We start from the raw sequence: 19169 nt of genomic DNA, 5'->3' as shown, positions 1-19169 counted from the left end.
TCGCTTCCGAACGAGCATAGGCTCAGCTAACAATCGCCTACATCATGAGTGAAGAGTTCACAGAACTTTCGGATCGCGCAGCCTATGAATGACCGTACGAAAAAAAGCGAGGGCACATCCGATAATAAGGCCTAGCAACCCTCCGCCTGTAATGAGCAAAAAGCGATTTGGACTAATTGGGGTGGTGGGCTCTAATGCTTGTTTGTCAATGACTACGAGCTTAAGATGACTCATATCTTTATTTACCGTCAGCAGGCGTGCTTTCTCTGCACGCAATGGCTGTACATCATTCAAAAATAATTCGTCGTTCACTCGACTTTTCAAGACCTCTATTTCTCGATTAAACTCCAACAGCTTTAATTCTTTCGCAATTTGGGCGATACGTCTTTCAGTAAAGTCATTCGATTTTCGCTGTAGCAAGGCCGTACGCTCAGCCTCAAGCGCACTGACCCCCATAAAATATAAGGGAATCTGCTGATTGTTAATTTCTGTTCGCATAGTGATAGAACCAGAGTGTGCATCATCACCGACAGACGTAGGCGAAGCCGGCATTCTGATATTCAGTTTTTTGGCAATTGCTATCGCTTCATCCAGCTCAGCAATTCGATTTGAACTTAAGCTATGAAGTTGTATACGCAGCCCCTGAAGTTCATCTTTTAACTGAGCTCGGCGAATATTGTCTGATTCAGTCAGAGACGCTATCTTTGCTTCTTTCCATGTATCATAAGCTGAGCGGGCTGTGGCGAGTCTACCGTCAATTTCTTTTAATCGATTATTTACAATAACCGTCAAGTCTGCAGATATCTGATCACGCTCATTTGCTATTGCATACTTGATAAATCCATTGAGTATTGAAACTCCATCTATTCCTTTTGGATAATTTAGCTCAAGCTCCAGATAAGAACCAAGCGCGTCAACCTTATCCTTATTAGCCAATATTAAGTTAATTGATTTTTTATTAAACTCCTCAAATGCTTGCTGCAGAGTTTGTCCAGGACGCACAAACCCCTCAAATAATTTCTGATTGGACCTAAAAAACCCCATACGAATCTCATAAGACTCTAAGGCCATACCGACTCTTACCAGTGCCTCGCTAGGAGGTAAAACATAAACTTCCGAGCGATTGAGCGCATCCAGTTCATTAATCGCAGCAGGCCGAAGTATACTGCTCACCTTGTATACTGGCGTGACCGAAAATGCATAGGCTGCAAAAGCTGATGCAATCACCGCGGCAGTTAAAAAAATAATGATTTTCTGATCCCAGAGATTTTTTATAATTCCGAACGAATTAAATTCTTTATGCTGGGGAACGAGGGCGGAGCGTAGGCTACTACTCACAACAAAAACCTGCCTTCAAAGAGAAACTGCGGGCTCGTTATGCAGACAATTTGCGTGTTTTTATTCTAATTGGATGACCGCCAAAACCCAGCGTCTCTGCCAGATTTGAGCGCACAAAATGACCGTTATCGAGAACAGATTCCATTTTGCCATCTCTTTGGCATATTACAAGACTTGACACATCTGTAAGAAAAGTCCTAATAAGCCAAGGAAATGGCTCATTCTGCGACGTCTGAGGAGTCAGATCGCAGAATATTGGAATAGACAAGACAGCACTCAGTCGTAAATGCTTGGGCCCGGCCTTAAAAGGGTGGTTAATCGATGTGATCTCGCAATAAAAAAAAGGCGCTACTAAGGGAATTTTATCTGATAGACGGTCATAAAATACTCGTTGAGGCTGTAGAGGCACACCCTATCTCCTACCCCTTCGTCGTAGCCCTAACACGCCGGCCGCGCACAAAAACCCCCAACAGCGGCCCAATCAACATCCCCACAATCAACCCCACCACTACAAACACCGCCACCGGCATCTGCGCAGTACTCCACCCCAGGAACGACAGCGCAACACCCTGCTGATTCTCGAGCACAAACGCCAATACCACCAGCGCAGCAACCAGCACCGCGAATACCGCGACAACGCGCTTAACCCCATGCATAACCATCTCCTACTCCAAAAACACTCAGACGCCCTCTTCCTCTTCTTCGTTCACCCGATCGCGCAATTCCTTGCCCGGCTTGAAGTGAGGAACGAACTTTCCGTCGAGGCTGACGGATTGGCCGGTCTTTGGGTTGCGGCCTACGCGCGGAGCGCGGTAGTGGAGGGAGAAGCTGCCGAAGCCGCGGATTTCGATACGATCTCCGGTGGCCAGGCATTGGGACATTTGTTCAAGCATGGTCTTGATAGCCAGCTCCACATCCTTGGATGAGAGCAGCCCTTGATGGGTGACAATTCGTTCGATCAACTCCGACTTCGTCATATTTTTCCCTTCTTTTTCAAGCAGCTAGGAAAAGCGCTTCGAAGGTTTTAGCATGACTTGATGAATTTGAACAGCCCGTATATCAACTTATCTGCCGCTTAAATAAACGCCCGCAATGAGCACATCGAAACCTCAGTTGCAGATTACCAACATCGTGCGCGTTACTGCGCCGGCGGGATTCCAGCCAAACGGATAGTCGCCCTCCTCATCCGCCGCATCACTGGAACGGGTGAGGACTTTGTAGCCCTGCATTTTGCATTCACGAGCAGCGCGTTTTTCGCACTTCTCCCATTTGTTGCCCAGGCCAGAGCAGTCGATCTCAATACCGCTGACGCCGCGCTTGGCATGGGTCTTGGCGCTAGTGCTAGAGCAGCCGGCCAGTATGACTAACGCGAGCACTACGAGAATCCTGTTCATTCAAACCCTTATCGAATCAGTAACACGGAATATCTTTAAAAGACTATAGCCAGTTCTGACCGCAGGCTGAATGCCTTGGTTCGGCGGTGTTGATTCATCAAATTTCAGGCACAAAAAAGGGCGACCGAAGTCGCCCTTTTCCTACAGCTTTACAGAACTTAGTTCTGCTTAGCCATTGCTTCGCGCAGCAGGGAGGCCATGGTGGTCTCGCCAGTTGCAGCTGCCGGAGCTTCTTTCAGGCTCTGGATAGCTTCTTTCTCTTCCACTTCGTCTTTGGACTTGATGGAGAGTTGGATTACGCGGCTCTTGCGGTCAACGCTGATGATCTTGGCTTCTACTTCCTGGCCTTCTTTCAGAACGTTGCGCGCGTCTTCAACGCGGTCACGGCTGATTTCGGAGGCTTTCAGAGTCGCTTCGATATCGTCGGCCAGAGTGATGATGGCGCCTTTGGCGTCAACTTCTTTCACTGTACCTTTAACGATGGCGCCTTTGTCGTTCTCTTGAACGTACTCGGAGAACGGATCGCTTTCCAGTTGCTTGATACCCAGGGAGATGCGCTCGCGCTCTGGGTCAACCGACAGGATAACGGTGTCCAGCTCGTCGCCCTTCTTGAAACGACGAACAGCTTCTTCGCCAACTTCGTTCCAGGAGATGTCGGACAGGTGAACCAGGCCGTCGATGCCGCCGTCCAGACCAATGAAGATACCGAAATCGGTGATCGACTTGATGGTGCCGGAGATTTTATCGCCCTTGTTGAACTGGCCAGAGAAATCTTCCCATGGGTTAGATTTGCACTGCTTGATGCCCAGGGAGATACGACGACGCTCTTCGTCGATGTCCAGAACCATAACTTCCACTTCGTCGCCGACTTGTACGACTTTCGAAGGATGGATGTTCTTGTTGGTCCAGTCCATTTCGGAAACGTGTACCAGGCCTTCAACGCCTTCTTCCAGCTCAGCGAAGCAGCCGTAGTCAGTCAGGTTGGTAACACGCGCGGTCACGCGGGTGCCTTCTGGGTAACGGGCTTTGATAGCGACCCATGGATCTTCACCCAGTTGCTTCAGGCCCAGGGAAACACGGTTGCGTTCGCGATCGTATTTCAGAACCTTGACATCGATCTCATCGCCAACGTTGACGATTTCCGATGGATGCTTGATACGCTTCCAAGCCATGTCGGTAATGTGCAGCAGGCCATCGACGCCACCCAGATCGACGAATGCGCCGTAATCGGTGAGGTTCTTGACGATACCTTTGACTTGTTGGCCTTCCTGCAGGGATTCCAGCAGAGCTTCACGCTCGGCGGAGTTCTCTGCTTCCAGCACGCTGCGACGGGAAACGACAACGTTGTTGCGCTTCTGGTCGAGTTTGATGACCTTGAATTCGAGTTCTTTGCCTTCCAGGTGCGTGGTGTCGCGCACTGGACGAACGTCGACCAAAGAACCTGGCAGGAACGCACGGATGCCGTTAACGTCGACAGTGAAGCCGCCTTTAACCTTACCGTTGATAACGCCCTTGACCACTTCTTCAGCTGCGAAGGCTGCTTCGAGAACAATCCAGCATTCAGCGCGCTTGGCTTTTTCACGGGACAGCTTGGTTTCACCGAAACCGTCTTCAACCGAGTCCAGAGCAACGTGAACTTCGTCACCGACATTGATTGTCAGATCACCAGCATCGTTGTAGAACTGTTCCAGCGGGATCAGAGCTTCAGACTTCAGACCAGCGTGAACGGTTACCCAGCGAGCTTGGTAATCGATATCAACGATAACACCGGTGATGATGGAGCCTGCCTGAAGGTTCAGGGTTTTTAGGCTTTCTTCAAAGAGTTCCGCAAAGCTTTCGCTCATTTTAATTCCTGTTGATAAGGGCGAAGAATACGCCCATCTCCACACCCCAGACGGCGTGGGTCAGTTTCAATTAAAAGAAGCGCCGCAGGACTATGACTGGTCCCCTGCAACCTTCTTGGTCACCCGGCGATATCGCGAATGGCGATCTCGCTCATGATGCGTTCCAGCACCTGCTCGATGGACAACTCCGTGGAATCCAGCTGTATGGCGTCAGCCGCCGGCTTGAGCGGGGCTACCGCACGCTGGGTATCACGCTCATCGCGTGCACGGATCTCATCTAGCAGACTCGACAGACTAACACCATCGACTTTGCCCTTCAACTGCAAGTAGCGGCGGCGGGCACGCTCCTCGGCGCTGGCGGTCAGGAAAATCTTCAGCGGCGCCTCGGGAAACACCACCGTGCCCATGTCGCGGCCGTCGGCCACCAGGCCCGGCGGCTCCTGAAACGCGCGCTGGCGCTGCAGCAAAGCCTCGCGAACCGCTGGCAGAGCCGCCACCTGGGACGCGCCGGCGCCGATACTCTCGGTGCGAATCACGTCACTGACTTCATCACCTTCGAGGATGATGCGCTGCAATTGACCGTCGGTCGCCGCGATGAACTGCACGTCCAGATGGGCGGCGATTTTCGTCAGCAACTCTTCGTTGGTCAGGTCGACACCATGGTTACGCGCAGCGAACGCCAGCAGGCGATACAGCGCGCCGGAATCCAGCAGGCACCAGCCCAGGCGCTTGGCCAGGATGCCGGCGATCGTGCCTTTGCCCGAGCCGCTTGGCCCGTCGATGGTAATCACCGGTGCTTTGATATTCACAATTGAGCCTCTTGGGCAACACGCATGCCGACGTGGGCACACAGTGTAAGAAAATTCGGAAAAGACGTAGCAACGTTGGCGCAATCACGGATACGAATCGGCGCCGCCGCTCGTAAGGACGCCACGCTGAACGCCATGGCAATCCGATGATCGCCATGGGCATGCACGTCGCCACCGTCTATCGGGCCGCCGTCGATGATAATCCCATCAGGCGTCGGTTCACACTTCACACCCAGCGCCAACAGACCGTCGGCCATGACCTGGATACGGTCGGACTCTTTCACCCGCAACTCCTCGGCGCCGCGCAGTACGGTTCGCCCCTGCGCGCAGGCGGCGGCGACGAACAGCACGGGGAACTCATCGATCGCCAGCGGCACCAGCGCTTCGGGAATCTCGATACCCTTGAGTACAGCCGCGCGTACACGCAGGTCGGCGACCGGTTCACCACCCACTTCACGCGGGTTTTCCAAGGTGATGTCTGCACCCATCAGGCGCAGGATATCGATCACCCCGGTGCGGGTCGGGTTGATACCGACATGTTCCAGCAACAGCTCGGAACCCTCGGCAATCGTGGCTGCGACCAGGAAAAAAGCCGACGAGGAAATGTCTCCCGGTACCTCTATATGGGTAGCGGTCAACGCATGCCCGGATTCAACCGACGCCGTCGCGCCCTCCACACCCACCGGATAGCCAAAACCGCGCAACATGCGTTCGGTATGGTCGCGGGTCGGTGCAGGCTCGGTCACGCAGGTTTTACCTTCGGCATACAGCCCGGCCAACAACAGGCAGGATTTCACCTGGGCGCTGGCCATCGGTAGTACATAATTCAAGCCTTTCAGCGCCTGGCCGCCGCGAATGGTCAGCGGCGGACGCCCTTGCGGCCCGGTCTCGATCACTGCGCCCATTTCCCGCAACGGCTCAGCCACGCGATTCATCGGGCGCTTGGACAGCGACGCATCGCCCGTCAGCACGCTGTCGAAGCGCTGCGCCGCCAGCAACCCGGACAACAGGCGCATGGACGTTCCGGAGTTACCCAGGTAAATCGGCCCTGGCGCCGGCTTCAAGCCATGCAAACCCACGCCATGAATCGTCACCCGCCCATGGTGCGGCCCTTCAATCACCACGCCCATGTCGCGGAACGCCTGCAACGTCGCCAGGGCATCTTCGCCCTCCAGGAAGCCTTCAACTTCGGTCACGCCGTCGGCCAGTGAGCCCAGCATGATCGACCGATGGGAGATCGACTTGTCACCCGGCACCCGGATGCGCCCGCTCAAGCGGCCACCCGGGCTGGCGATGAACGTCTGCTCGTCGGCGCTCACTGCGGTTTCCATATAGGCCCGGCGCGCCAGGATCTTGCTGAAGTGCTCACGCGCCACCCGCGCACGGGTGAACACGCCCAGTAATTGGTGACCATCACCTGCATCCACCGCATCACGCAGGGCATCGAGGTCGCTGCGGAAGGTATCCAGAGTGCGCAGCACCGCTTCGCGATTGGCGAGGAAGATGTCGTGCCACATCACCGGATCGCTGCCGGCAATCCGCGTGAAGTCGCGAAAACCTCCGGCGGCGTAGCGGAAAATCTCCAGATTTTCGTTACGCTTGGCCAACGAATCCACTAGGCCAAACGCCAGCAGATGGGGCAGATGACTGGTAGCAGCGAGCACTTCGTCGTGGCGTTCGACCTGCATATGCTCCACGTCCGCCCCCAGCTCCCGCCACAGCCGATCCACCACGGCCAACGCCGCGGGGTCGGTCTGCGCAAGCGGGGTCAGGATCACTTTGTGCCGACGAAACAACTGCGCATTGGACGCTTCCACCCCACTCTGCTCGGAACCGGCAATCGGATGGCCCGGCACGAAGCGCGGCGGCATTTCACCAAACGCCAGTTGCGCCGCGCGCACCACATTGCCCTTGGCACTGCCGACATCCGTGAGAATCGCGCTGCCCAGGTCCAGGCTGGCCAAAATCGCCAGGAGCTTTTCCATGGCCAGGATCGGTACCGCCAGCTGGATTACGTCGGCGCCCTGGCACGCGATGGCCAGGTCCGCCTCACAACGGTCTACCACCCCCAGTTCTACCGCCAACTGGCGCGAATGCGGGTCCAGGTCCACGCCGACCACTTCGCCGCACAGGCCGCTCTCGCGCAGGCCTTTAGCGAAGGAACCCCCGATCAACCCAAGACCGACCACCACCAGGCGACCGATCATAGGCACAGCAGGTTGCAATGCAGTGACATCAACCACGGGCCAGAACCTTGGCCAACGCCTCCAGGAAGCGGCTGTTCTCAGCCGGCAAACCGATGGTGACACGCAGGTGATTCGGCATGCCGTAATTGGCCACCGGACGCACGATCACGCCTTCGCGCAGCAAACCCTGGAAGACCGGGGCGGCTACCTGGCCGAGGTCGACACAGATGAAGTTGCCCTTGGACGCAATCCAGCCCAGGCCCAGCTCGCGGAAACCTGCCTGCAATTGCTGCATGCCGCTTTCGTTGACGCGACGGCTTTCTGCCAGATAGCCGGCATCCTTGATCGCCGCACAGGCCGCCGCCAGGGCGAGACTGTTGACGTTGAACGGCTGGCGCACGCGGTTCAGCACATCGGCAACCACCGCCGTGGACAAGCCGTAGCCGACCCGCAGCGAGGCCAGGCCATAGGCCTTGGAGAACGTGCGCGAGACCAGCAGGTTCGGGTAGGCCGCCAGGAAGTCCAGGCCATCCGGCAGGTCGCTGCCTTCGGCGTACTCGATGTAAGCCTCGTCCAGCACCACCAGCACGTGCTCGGGCACGCCTTGCAGGAAGTGCTCCAGCGCCTGTGCGTCGAACCAGGTACCGGTGGGGTTGTTCGGGTTGGCAATGAACACCACGCGGGTCTGGGCGTCGATGGCCGCCAGCATCGCCGGCAGGTCATGGCCCCACTCTTTTGCCGGTATAACGCGGGCATCCGCGCCTACGGCCTGGGTCACGATCGGGTAGACCGCAAAGGCATGCTCACTGAACACCGCATTCAGGCCCGGCGCCAGATAAGCGCGACCGACCAGCTCGAGGATGTCATTGGAACCGTTGCCCAGGGTCACCTGGTTCAGCTCGACCCGGCATTTTTGCGCCAGCAGCGACTTGAGGGCAAAGCCGTTGCCGTCGGGGTAACGGGTCAGCTCAGCCAGCTCTTCACGAATCGCCGCCAGCACCTTGGGGCTCGGGCCCAGCGGGTTTTCGTTACTCGCCAGCTTGACGATCCTGGACGGGTCCAGATTCAACTCACGCGCCAGCTCGTCCACAGGCTTGCCCGGAACGTAAGGCGACAGTTGTTGCACGCCCGGCTGCGCCAGGGCGAGGAAGTTGCCACTCATGTTAAAGCCTCACAAAACCGCTTTCGGGTAAGAGCCCAGCACCTTGAGTGCCACGGCCTCCTGGCTGATTTTCTCCAGCACGCCTTTGACCAGTGGGTCGCGGTGATGCCCGATGAAGTCGATGAAGAACACGTAGGTCCATTTACCGCTGCGCGAAGGACGCGTCTCGATGCGCGTCAAGTCGATGCCGTTGTCGTGGAACGGCACCAGCAGCTCATGCAGCGCGCCGGGCTTGTTGCTCATGGAAACGATGATCGACGTCTTGTCGTCGCCGGTGGGCGGCACTTCCTGGCTACCGATCATCAGGAAACGCGTGGAGTTGTCCGGGCGGTCCTCGATTTTCTCGGCCAGGCGTGTCAAGCCATACAAGCCCGCCGCCATATCGCCGGCAATCGCCGCCGAGTTCCACTCGCCCTTGACCCGCTTGGCCGCCTCGGCATTGCTGGAGACCGCCACGCGCTCGACATTCGGGTAATGCGCATCCAGCCACTTGCGGCACTGGGCCAGGGACTGGGCGTGGGAATAGATCCGGCTGATGCTGTCGGTCTTGGTGTTCTCGCCCACCAACAGGTGATGGTGGATGCGCAGCTCGACCTCACCGCAGATCACCATGTCGTGTTCCAGGAAGCTGTCCAGCGTGTGGTTGACCGCGCCTTCGGTGGAGTTTTCCACCGGCACCACGCCAAAATTCACCGCACCGGCCGCCACTTCGCGGAACACTTCGTCGATCGCCGCCATCGGCTTGCTGATCACGGCGTGGCCGAAATGTTTCATGGCCGCCGCCTGGGTGAAGGTGCCTTCCGGGCCGAGGTACGCCACTTTCAGCGGCTGCTCCAGGGCCAGGCACGAGGACATGATTTCACGGAACAACCGCGCCATTTCTTCGTTGCCCAGCGGGCCTTGGTTGCGTTCCATCACGCGCTTGAGCACCTGGGCTTCTCGCTCGGGCCGGTAGAACACCGGCACTTCGCCTTCGGCCAGGGACGCCATTTTCACCCGCGCCACTTCCTGGGCGCAGCGTGCGCGCTCACTGATCAGCTCGAGGACTTTCTCGTCCAGGCTGTCGATGCGTACACGCAGGGCCTTGAGTTCTTGCTCAGACATTAGCCGTGTTCCTTTTCAAACTCTGCCATGTAGGCAACCAGCGCGTTGATCGCGTGGATGTCGACAGCGTTATAGATGGAGGCGCGCATGCCGCCGACCGAACGGTGGCCCTTGAGGTTCAACAGGCCACGCGCTTCGGCGCCGGCCAGGAATGGCTTGTCCAGGCGGTCGTCAGCCAGGCGGAACGGCACGTTCATCCACGAGCGGTCGCTGAGGTTGATCGGGTTGCTGTACAAGCCGCTGGCGTCGATGAAGTCGTACAGGGTGCGCTTCTTCACTTCGTTGAGCTTACCCATGGCCGCCACGCCGCCCTGCTCCTTGAGCCATTCGAACACTAGGCCGGACAAGTACCAGGCGAACGCCGGCGGAGTGTTGTACATCGAGCCGTTATCGGCCGCGACCTTGTAGTTGAGCATGGTCGGGCACAGCGAGCGGGCGCGACCCAGCAGGTCTTCACGGATGATGTTGACCAGGATGCCGCTCGGGCCGATGTTTTTCTGTGCGCCGGCGTAGATCATGCCGTACTTGGACACATCGATCGGGCGCGAGAGGATGTCCGAAGACATGTCGCACACCAGTGGAACGTCGCCCACCTGCGGCACCCAGTCGAATTCCAGGCCACCGATGGTTTCGTTGGCGACGTAGTGCACGTAGGCCGCGTCCTTCGACAATTTCCATTCGTTCTGACCCGGAATGGCGAAGTAGTCATAAGGCTTGGCGGTGCCTGCCACGTTGACGTGACCATAGCGGGAGGCCTCTTCAATGGCCTTCTGCCCCCAGATACCGGTGTCGATATAGTCCGCCGTGCCGTCTTCCGGCAGCAGGTTCAGCGGGATCTGGGCGAACTGCTGGCTCGCGCCGCCCTGCAGGAACAGCACTTTGTAGTGGGAAGGGATGCCCAGCAAGTCGCGCAGGTCCTGCTCGGCCTTGGTGGCGATGGATACGAACTCATCGCTGCGATGGCTCATTTCCATCACGGAGAGGCCTTTTCCATGCCAGTCGAGGAGTTCAGCCTGCGCGCGCTGCAGGACTGCTTCAGGAAGCGCCGCGGGACCGGCACAGAAGTTATAGGCTCTCTTGCTCACATCCAATCTCACTCTGGTCTGGTGGTAGTCACGCAAACATATCAGCCGACACCGGATCCCGTGTGGGAGCGGGCTTGCTCGCGAAAGCGGTGGGTCAGTCAGCTTATGTGCCGCTGACACTCCGCAATCGGGAGCAAGCCCCCTCCCACAGTTGGATTTTCATCGCTGTCGATATTTCCATCCGGACAAACAACAAGGGGGCGAATCTTCATCCGCCCCCTGTATGTCCGCTTATTCCTGCGGTTCTTCTTCGTCTGCGGCAGCATCGAGGGTTGGCTCGTCGACGTGGTCATCGCCGGCTGCGATTACCTCGCCGTCGAATTCCTCGCCTTCCAGCTCTTCACCTTCAACTTCCGAAGGCTCTTGCACACGCTCAAGACCGACCAGCTTCTCGTCCTTGGCCAGCTTGATCAAAGTCACGCCCTGGGTGTTACGGCCCAGGCTCGAGACTTCTGCCACGCGGGTACGTACCAGGGTGCCCTGGTCGGAAATCAGCATGATTTCCTCGCCGTCGAGCACCTGCACCGCGCCGACCAGACGACCGTTGCGGTCGTTGCTGACCATGGCGATCACGCCCTGGCCGCCACGCTTGTACTCCGGGAACTCGCTGATGGCGGTGCGCTTGCCGTAGCCACGCTCGGACGCGGTGAGGATCTGGCTGCCTTCTTCCGGGATCAGCATGGAAATCAGCTTCTGCCCTTCCGGCAGGCGCATGCCGCGCACACCACGGGCAGTACGGCCCATGGCGCGAACGTCGGATTCCTTGAAGCGCGTGACCTTGCCGCCGTCGGAGAACAGCATGACTTCGCGCTCGCCATCGGTAATGGCCGCCGAAATCAGCACGTCGCCTTCATCCAGTTCCAGGGCAATCAGGCCCACGCTGCGTTGACGGCTGAAGGATTCCAGCGGGGTCTTCTTCACGGTGCCTTTGGCGGTGGCCATGAAGATGAAGTGACCCTCGGTGTATTCATCGACCGGCAGCATGGTGGTGATGTATTCATCACTGTCCAGCGGCAGCAGGTTGACCAGTGGGCGACCACGGGCAGCGCGGGAGGCTTCAGGGATTTCGTAGGTTTTCAACCAGTACACCTTGCCCTTGCTGGAGAACAGCAGCAGCGTGGTGTGGCTGTTGGCAACCAGCAGGTGAGCGATGTAGTCCTCATCCTTAACGCCGGTAGCCGATTTACCTTTACCGCCACGACGCTGGGCCTGGTAGGCCGCCAATGGCTGGGTCTTGGCATAGCCGCCGTGGGAGATGGTCACCACGCGCTCTTCTTCCGGAATCATGTCACCCAGGGTCAGGTCGAGGCGCGCGTCGAGGATTTCGGTACGGCGCACGTCGCCGTATTCGGCGCGGATCACTTCGAGTTCTTCGCGGATCACTTCCATCAGGCGCACGGCGCTGTTGAGGATGCGGATCAACTCGCCGATCTGGTTGAGGATTTCCTGATACTCGGCCAGCAGCTTCTCGTGCTCCAGACCGGTCAGGCGGTGCAGGCGCAGTTCCAGGATGGCCTGGGCCTGTTCCGGCGACAGGAAGTACTTGCCTTCGCGCAGGCCGTATTGCGGATCCAGGGTTTCCGGACGGCACGAGTCGGCGCCGGCGCGTTCAACCATCGCGACCACAGCGCTGGACTCCCAAGGCGTGCTGATCAGCGCTTCCTTGGCTTCCGACGGGGTTGGCGAGGCCTTGATCAGGGCGATCACCGGGTCGATGTTCGACAGCGCAACTGCCTGGCCTTCCAGGATGTGGCCGCGCTCGCGGGCCTTGCGCAGTTCGAACACGGTACGACGGGTGACGACTTCGCGACGGTGACGCACGAAGGCTTCCAGCAAGTCCTTGAGGTTCAGGATGCGCGGGCGGCCATCGATCAGCGCAACCACGTTTATACCAAACACGCTTTGCAGCTGGGTCTGGGCGTAGAGGTTGTTGAGGATCACCTCAGGCACTTCGCCACGACGCAGCTCGATCACTACGCGCATACCGTCTTTGTCGGACTCGTCGCGCAGTTCAGTGATGCCTTCGAGCTTCTTCTCTTTAACCAGCTCGGCGATCTTTTCGATCAGGCGCGCCTTGTTCAGCTGGTACGGAAGTTCGGTGATGACGATCTGCTGGCGGCCACCGACCTTGTCGATGTCTTCGATCATCGAGCGGGCACGCATGTAAATGCGGCCGCGACCGGTGCGGTAGGCTTCGATGATGCCGGCGCGACCGTTGATGATCGCGGCGGTCGGGAAGTCCGGGCCGGGGATGTATTGCATCAACTCATCGATGGTCAGCTCGGGGTTGTCGATGAGGGCCAGGCAACCGTCGATCACTTCACCGAGGTTGTGCGGCGGGATGTTGGTGGCCATGCCCACGGCGATACCGCTGGAACCGTTGACCAGCAGGTTGGGAATACGGGTGGGCATGACGGCCGGGATCATTTCGGTGCCGTCGTAGTTCGGCACCCAGTCCACGGTTTCTTTATGCAGGTCGGCCAGCAGCTCGTGCGCCAGCTTGGTCATGCGCACTTCGGTGTATCGCATGGCTGCGGCGTTGTCGCCGTCGACCGAACCGAAGTTGCCCTGGCCGTCTACCAGCAGGTAGCGCAGGGAAAACGGCTGGGCCATCCGAACGATGGTGTCGTACACCGCAGTGTCGCCGTGAGGGTGATACTTACCGATCACGTCACCGACAACACGGGCAGATTTCTTGTACGGCTTGTTCCAGTCGTTACCCAGCTCGCTCATCGCGAACAGCACACGCCGGTGCACGGGCTTCAAGCCATCGCGCGCATCAGGCAGTGCCCGACCGACAATTACGCTCATCGCGTAGTCGAGGTAGGACTGTTTCAGCTCGTCTTCGATATTGACCGGGAGGATTTCTTTGGCCAGTTCGCCCATGAGAAGCCTGATTCCTTTTTCGGGTGAAACTTCGTCACGTCCAGATGGGCCGAACGAAGCTCGCCGCTGCCGGCACGGTGCCTGACAACGACTTACGACAAATCAACGAGTTATGACACGGATCTGCACGTTATGGGCAACCCCTCGGGGCGGCCCTGGAAACCGCCGGATGTTATCACAATCGCCGCCACGCACCTATCCCCCTGATGCGCATGGAGGCTAGTAATTTGATGAATGACAGGCTTGAGGAGGACGAGAGAGGCTCAGAGATGGGGTGGTGCTGTTTTTTGGGGGTGGATCCGAGGGTTTTATTGACTTTGAGGGCCAATCGGGGGCAAGCCCCCTCCCACATTTTGAATGTATTCACAACTCAAGTGTGGGAGGGGGCTTGCCCCCGATAGCAATTTCACCAACGACACAACCCTCAATGCAGCCGCTTACGGCACATCAGCTTAGCCAGCTTCGCCGCATCCGGCCGCTCCACCACACCTTTCTCGGTGACGATCACGTCGATCAGGTCGGCCGGGGTGACATCGAAAACCGGGTTGAAGGCCTGCACCTCCAGCCGCTGGCCATTCACCTCCAGCAACTCAGCCACATCACGCTCTTCCAGGGCCACATCATCGCCAGTGGCCATCATCAGGTCGAGGGTCGAGCTCGACGCCACCACCATAAAGCGCACGCCGTGGTGCATGGCGCACACGGCCAACTGATACGTGCCGATCTTGCTGATCACATCGCCATTGGCCGCGATGCAGTCAGCGCCGACCACCACCCAGGTCACGCCTTTGGTTTTGAGGATATGCGCCCCGGCGGAGTCGGCATTGACCGTCACCGGGATACCCTCGCCCGCCAACTCCCACGCCGTCAGGCGCGAGCCTTGCAGCCAGGGACGGGTTTCGTTGGCATAGACCTGCTCGACCAGCCCCTCCAGGAACGCCGCACGAATCACCCCGAGGGCCGTGCCGACACCGCCCGAGGCCAATGCGCCGGCGTTGCCATGGGTGAGGATCGCCTGGGCGTTGCCCTGGTGCTTGCGAATCCGCTCCATACCCAATTGGGCCATGACCACATTGGCCTCGCGGTCGCTTTCATGGATCGCAATGGCTTCAGCTTCCAGCACCGCCAGTGGGTCAGCGTGCTGCTTGAGACGGTCGAGGCGGTCGCGCATGCATTTCAGCGCCCAGAACAGGTTCGATGCAGTGGGTCGGGTATCGGCCAGCAGTGCGTAGTCTTCTTCCCAGGCCGCCTGCCAGTCGCCGCCTTCGGCCATGCGCTCGCGAGCAGCCAGCACCAGCCCGTAGGCCGCGCTGATGCCGATGGCCGACGCGCCGCGTACCACCATCGAGCGGATGGCGGCGGCCACCTCGCCGACGGTCGAGCACGCCACCCAGCATTCCCGGGCCGGCAGCGCACGCTGATCGAGCAGGTGCAGCACGCCATCACGCCAATCGATGGCCTTCACCTTCTCTGCAGCCAACAGTCGGTCGCGCATCCCTTTCCCCGTACTCATGAACAAAAGCCGCCGATTATAGCGATCCGCCAGCCAGGACGCTCGGGTATACTTCGCCCTTCTTTTATAGCTGCCCAGGAAGAAGCCTGCGATGACGCCCACTGCCGCCCCGCTCGACTTATTGCTCCTGCCGACCTGGCTGGTCCCCGTCGAACCTGCTGGCGTAGTGCTCAAGGAGCATGGCTTGGGTATTCGTGACGGCTGCATCGTGTTTATCGGGCCGCGGGCGGCGGCGCTCAAGCTTGAGGCCAGCGAGGTGCGCGAGCTGCCCGGCATGCTGCTCAGCCCGGGCCTGATCAACGCCCATGGGCATGCGGCGATGAGCCTGTTTCGCGGCTTGGCCGATGACCTGCCGTTGATGACCTGGCTGGAAAAACACATCTGGCCCGCCGAAGCCAAGTGGGTCGATGAAGCCTTCGTGCGCGATGGCACCAACCTGGCCATCGCCGAGCAGCTCAAGGGCGGCATCACCTGCTTCTCCGATATGTATTTCTACCCCAAGGTCGCCAGCGACTGCGTGCACAACAGCGGCATGCGCGCACAGATCGCCATCCCGATCCTGGATTTTCCGATTCCTGGCGCAAGCAGCGCCGATGAGGCAATGCGCCAGGGTATCGAGCTGTTCGGCGACCTCAAGCACCATCCCCGCATCAAGATCACGTTCGGCCCCCACGCGCCTTACACCGTCAACGATGACAACCTGGAGAAAATCCGGGTGATCGCCGAAGAGCTGGACGCCGCAATTCATATGCATGTGCACGAAACCGCCTTTGAAGTGCAGCAGGCCGTGGAACAGACCGGCGAGCGGCCATTGGCACGCCTGGGTCGCCTTGGCTTGCTGGGCCCGCGCTTCCAGGCCGTTCATATGACCCAAATCAGCGAGGATGACTTGGCTTTGCTGGTAGAAAGCAACACCAGCGTCATTCATTGCCCGGAATCGAACCTGAAACTGGCCAGCGGCTTCTGTCCGGTTGAACGCCTGTGGCAGGCTGGCGTCAATGTGGCTATAGGCACTGACGGCGCCGCCAGCAACAACGACCTCGACCTGTTGGGCGAAACCCGCACCGCCGCCATGCTGGCCAAGGCGGTCGCTGGTTCGGCGACCGCGCTGGACGCCCATCGCGCGCTGCGCATGGCGACCCTCAATGGCGCGCGGGCGATGGGCCTGGATAGCCAGATCGGCTCGCTGGAAGTCGGCAAGGCCGCAGATATCGTCGCCTTCGACCTTTCGGGGCTGGCGCAACAACCGATCTACGATCCGGTCTCACAGCTTATCTACGCTACCGGTCGCGATTGCGTGAAACACCTTTGGGTCGCCGGCAAGCAGTTGCTCGACGACCGACGATTGACCCGCATGGATGAACAACAGCTGACCGCCACGGCCATTGGCTGGGGCCAGCGCATCAGCGGGCACAGCGAATAAACCGATTTATCAGATTCAGAGGATTCACCATGAGCAACGTCGACCACGCCGAAATCGCCAAATTCGAAGCCCTGGCCCACCGCTGGTGGGACCGTGAAAGCGAGTTCAAGCCCCTGCACGACATCAACCCGCTGCGAGTCAACTGGATTGACGAACGCGTCAACCTGGCCGGCAAGAAGGTGCTGGACGTCGGTTGCGGCGGCGGCATCCTCAGCGAGGCCATGGCCCAGCGTGGCGCTACCGTGATGGGCATCGACATGGGCGAAGCGCCGCTGGCCGTGGCCCAGCTGCACCAGCTGGAATCCGGCGTGAGCGTGGAGTACCGCCAGATCACCGCCGAAGCCCTGGCCGAGGAAATGCCCGAGCAGTTCGACGTGGTCACCTGCCTGGAAATGCTCGAGCATGTGCCCGACCCGTCTTCGGTGATCCGCGCCTGTTTCCGCATGGTCAAGCCCGGCGGCCAGGTGTTCTTCTCCACCATCAACCGCAATCCCAAGGCTTATCTGTTCGCGATCATTGGCGCCGAATACATCATGAAGCTGCTGCCGCGCGGCACCCATGACTTCAAGAAATTCATCCGCCCGTCCGAGCTGGGGGCCTGGAGCCGTCAGGCCGGCCTCAGCGTAAAAGACATCATCGGCCTGACCTACAACCCACTGACCAAGCACTACAAGCTGGCCAGCGACGTTGACGTCAACTACATGATCCAGACCCTGCGCGAGGAGTAAGCCTGTGAAGTTGCGAGCGGTTCTCTTCGACATGGACGGTACCCTGCTGGACACCGCGCCAGACTTTATCGCCATCTGCCAGGCCATGCGCGCCGAGCGTGGCCTGGCACCGGTCAACCCGCAGCATATCCGCGATGAAATCTCCGGTGGCGCACGGGCCATGGTCGCCGTGACCTTCTCGATGGACCCGGAGTCGCCAGGCTTTGAAGCACTGCGCCAGGAATTCCTCGAGCGCTACCTCAAGGACTGTGCGGTGCACAGCAAACTGTTCGACGGTATGGCCGAATTGCTGGAAGACATTGAGAAGGCCAAGCTGATCTGGGGCGTGGTCACCAACAAGCCGGTGCGCTTTGCCGAGCCGATCATGCAGCGACTGGGCCTGGCAGAACGCTCGGCCGTGCTGATCTGCCCGGACCACGTGAAAAACAGCAAGCCGGACCCGGAGCCGATGCTCCTGGCGTGCAAGCTGCTGAACCTGGACCCGGCCAGCGTGTTGTTCGTGGGCGATGATTTGCGTGATATCGAATCCGGCCGCGACGCCGGTACGCGTACGGCGGCAGTCACCTATGGCTACATCCACCCGGATGACAACCCGCGTCACTGGGGCGCGGATGTGGTGGTGGACCACCCGCTGGAGCTGCGCAAGGTGCTGGATAATGCGCTGTGCAGTTGCTGATTGTTCGCGATGCTGCTGACCGATGAAGATCCAAAATGTGGGAGGGGGCTTGCTCCCGATTGCAGTGTGTCAGCCACTGCATGTGTTGGCTGATCCTCCGCTATCGGGGGCAAGCCCCCTCCCACATTTGGATCTCCAGTGAGCTCAAATTGGATGCTGACTTGTTGAATTTTGTCGAGGCTATTTATGTTTGATTACTCTGCACCGCCAGAACTGCTCAAAGGCCGCATCATCCTGGTTACCGGTGCCGGCCGTGGGATCGGCGCCGCTGCGGCGAAAACCTACGCGGCCCACGGCGCCACCGTACTGCTGCTGGGCAAGACCGAAGCCAACCTGGCCCAGGTGTATGACGAGATCGAAGCGGCGGGCCAGCCGCAGCCGGTGGTGATCCCGTTCAACCTGGAGACCGCCCTGCCCCATCAATACGATGAGCTGGCGGCGATGATCGAAAAGGCATTCGGCCGCCTCGACGGCCTGCTGCACAACGCCTCGATCATCGGCCCGCGTACACCGATCGAACAGTTGTCCGGCGAGAATTTCATGCGGGTGATGCACGTGAACGTCAACGCGATGTTCATGCTGACCAGCACCTTGCTGCCGCTGCTCAAACTGTCCCAGGATGCGTCGGTGGTGTTCACCTCCAGCAGCGTCGGGCGCAAGGGCCGGGCGTATTGGGGCGCCTATGGCGTGTCAAAATTTGCAACCGAAGGCTTGATGCAAACCCTGGCCGATGAGCTGGAGGATGTGGCCGCCGTGCGCGCCAACAGCATCAACCCGGGCGGTACGCGCACCAGTATGCGAGCCCAGGCGTACCCAGGGGAAAACCCGATGGAAAGGCCGGCGCCGGAAGAGATCATGCCGGTGTACCTGTATTTGATGGGGCCGGACAGTGCGGGCATCAATGGGCAGGCGTTTGATGCGCAATAACCCCTGACACAACCTAAATCAAAATGTGGGAGGGGGCTTGCTCCCGATAGCGGTGGATCAGCCAATTAATCTGTTGGCTGACACTCCGCTATCG

General features: G+C 59.0%; 16 protein-coding genes. 4 read left to right on the top strand and 12 right to left on the bottom strand.

The features are described 5' to 3' along the window. Positions 1-57: 57 nt before the first annotated feature. From C4J91_RS08195 to mtnA, 12 genes are all read right to left on the bottom strand, one after another. Positions 58-1338, bottom strand: a complete 1281-nt coding sequence (locus C4J91_RS08195) for a Wzz/FepE/Etk N-terminal domain-containing protein (RefSeq protein ID WP_124361863.1) — start codon at positions 1336-1338, stop codon at positions 58-60. Between the two features lie 419 nt (positions 1339-1757). Beyond that, positions 1758-1994, bottom strand: coding sequence for a LapA family protein (locus C4J91_RS08190; protein ID WP_124361862.1), 237 nt, complete (start codon positions 1992-1994; stop codon positions 1758-1760). A gap of 24 nt (positions 1995-2018) precedes the next feature. Beyond that, positions 2019-2315, bottom strand: coding sequence for an integration host factor subunit beta (gene ihfB / locus C4J91_RS08185; RefSeq protein ID WP_003189779.1), 297 nt, complete (start codon positions 2313-2315; stop codon positions 2019-2021). A gap of 132 nt (positions 2316-2447) precedes the next feature. Next, positions 2448-2732, bottom strand: coding sequence for a hypothetical protein (locus C4J91_RS08180; RefSeq protein WP_124361861.1), 285 nt, complete (start codon positions 2730-2732; stop codon positions 2448-2450). A gap of 158 nt (positions 2733-2890) precedes the next feature. Next, entirely contained in the window at positions 2891-4576 is a 1686-nt protein-coding gene (gene rpsA, locus C4J91_RS08175; protein ID WP_124361860.1) for a 30S ribosomal protein S1, read from the bottom strand. Between the two features lie 119 nt (positions 4577-4695). Next, on the bottom strand, positions 4696-5385 hold the full coding sequence (gene cmk, locus C4J91_RS08170) for a (d)CMP kinase (protein ID WP_005786302.1): 690 nt from the start codon (positions 5383-5385) through the stop codon (positions 4696-4698). Further along, positions 5382-7592 carry a bifunctional prephenate dehydrogenase/3-phosphoshikimate 1-carboxyvinyltransferase gene (locus C4J91_RS08165; RefSeq protein ID WP_256681686.1) on the bottom strand — a complete coding sequence of 737 codons (2211 nt, stop codon included), beginning with the start codon at positions 7590-7592 and terminating at the stop codon, positions 5382-5384. Before C4J91_RS08165 ends, cmk begins: the two co-directional genes overlap by 4 nt. Before the next feature lie 28 nt (positions 7593-7620). Further along, positions 7621-8733: a histidinol-phosphate transaminase gene (gene hisC, locus C4J91_RS08160; RefSeq protein ID WP_124361858.1), complete on the bottom strand. Its 1113-nt coding sequence runs from the start codon at positions 8731-8733 to the stop codon at positions 7621-7623. A 9-nt stretch (positions 8734-8742) separates the two neighbouring features. Further along, complete coding sequence (pheA, locus tag C4J91_RS08155) at positions 8743-9837, bottom strand: prephenate dehydratase (protein ID WP_094952927.1); 1095 nt, start codon at positions 9835-9837, stop codon at positions 8743-8745. After that, entirely contained in the window at positions 9837-10922 is a 1086-nt protein-coding gene (gene serC, locus C4J91_RS08150) for a 3-phosphoserine/phosphohydroxythreonine transaminase (RefSeq protein WP_124361857.1), read from the bottom strand. Before serC ends, pheA begins: the two co-directional genes overlap by 1 nt. A gap of 231 nt (positions 10923-11153) precedes the next feature. After that, positions 11154-13808 (bottom strand): DNA gyrase subunit A, encoded by a 2655-nt coding sequence (gyrA, locus tag C4J91_RS08145; RefSeq protein ID WP_124361856.1) that lies wholly within the window; start codon positions 13806-13808, stop codon positions 11154-11156. A 424-nt stretch (positions 13809-14232) separates the two neighbouring features. Further along, the gene (gene mtnA, locus C4J91_RS08140) at positions 14233-15303 is read right to left on the bottom strand and encodes an S-methyl-5-thioribose-1-phosphate isomerase (protein ID WP_124361855.1); all 1071 of its coding nucleotides are present in this window, start codon (positions 15301-15303) and stop codon (positions 14233-14235) included. Between the two features lie 109 nt (positions 15304-15412). On the opposite strand from mtnA, the gene C4J91_RS08135 reads away from it, so the two are divergent. The 4 genes from C4J91_RS08135 (at position 15413) to C4J91_RS08120 (ending at position 19075) form a co-directional block, all read left to right on the top strand. Next, positions 15413-16744, top strand: a complete 1332-nt coding sequence (locus C4J91_RS08135) for a TRZ/ATZ family hydrolase (protein WP_124361854.1) — start codon at positions 15413-15415, stop codon at positions 16742-16744. 29 nt (positions 16745-16773) lie between these two features. Next, positions 16774-17472: a bifunctional 2-polyprenyl-6-hydroxyphenol methylase/3-demethylubiquinol 3-O-methyltransferase UbiG gene (gene ubiG / locus C4J91_RS08130; RefSeq protein WP_124361853.1), complete on the top strand. Its 699-nt coding sequence runs from the start codon at positions 16774-16776 to the stop codon at positions 17470-17472. 4 nt (positions 17473-17476) lie between these two features. Beyond that, positions 17477-18148 (top strand): N-acetylmuramic acid 6-phosphate phosphatase MupP, encoded by a 672-nt coding sequence (gene mupP, locus C4J91_RS08125; RefSeq protein WP_124361852.1) that lies wholly within the window; start codon positions 17477-17479, stop codon positions 18146-18148. A 186-nt stretch (positions 18149-18334) separates the two neighbouring features. Continuing rightward, entirely contained in the window at positions 18335-19075 is a 741-nt protein-coding gene (locus tag C4J91_RS08120) for a YciK family oxidoreductase (RefSeq protein WP_124361851.1), read from the top strand. Positions 19076-19169 lie beyond the last annotated feature (94 nt).

This window comes from Pseudomonas sp. R3-52-08 (assembly GCF_003851745.1).
Classification (GTDB): Bacteria; Pseudomonadota; Gammaproteobacteria; order Pseudomonadales; family Pseudomonadaceae; genus Aquipseudomonas.
This window is presented reverse-complemented; position numbering and strand designations above follow the sequence as displayed.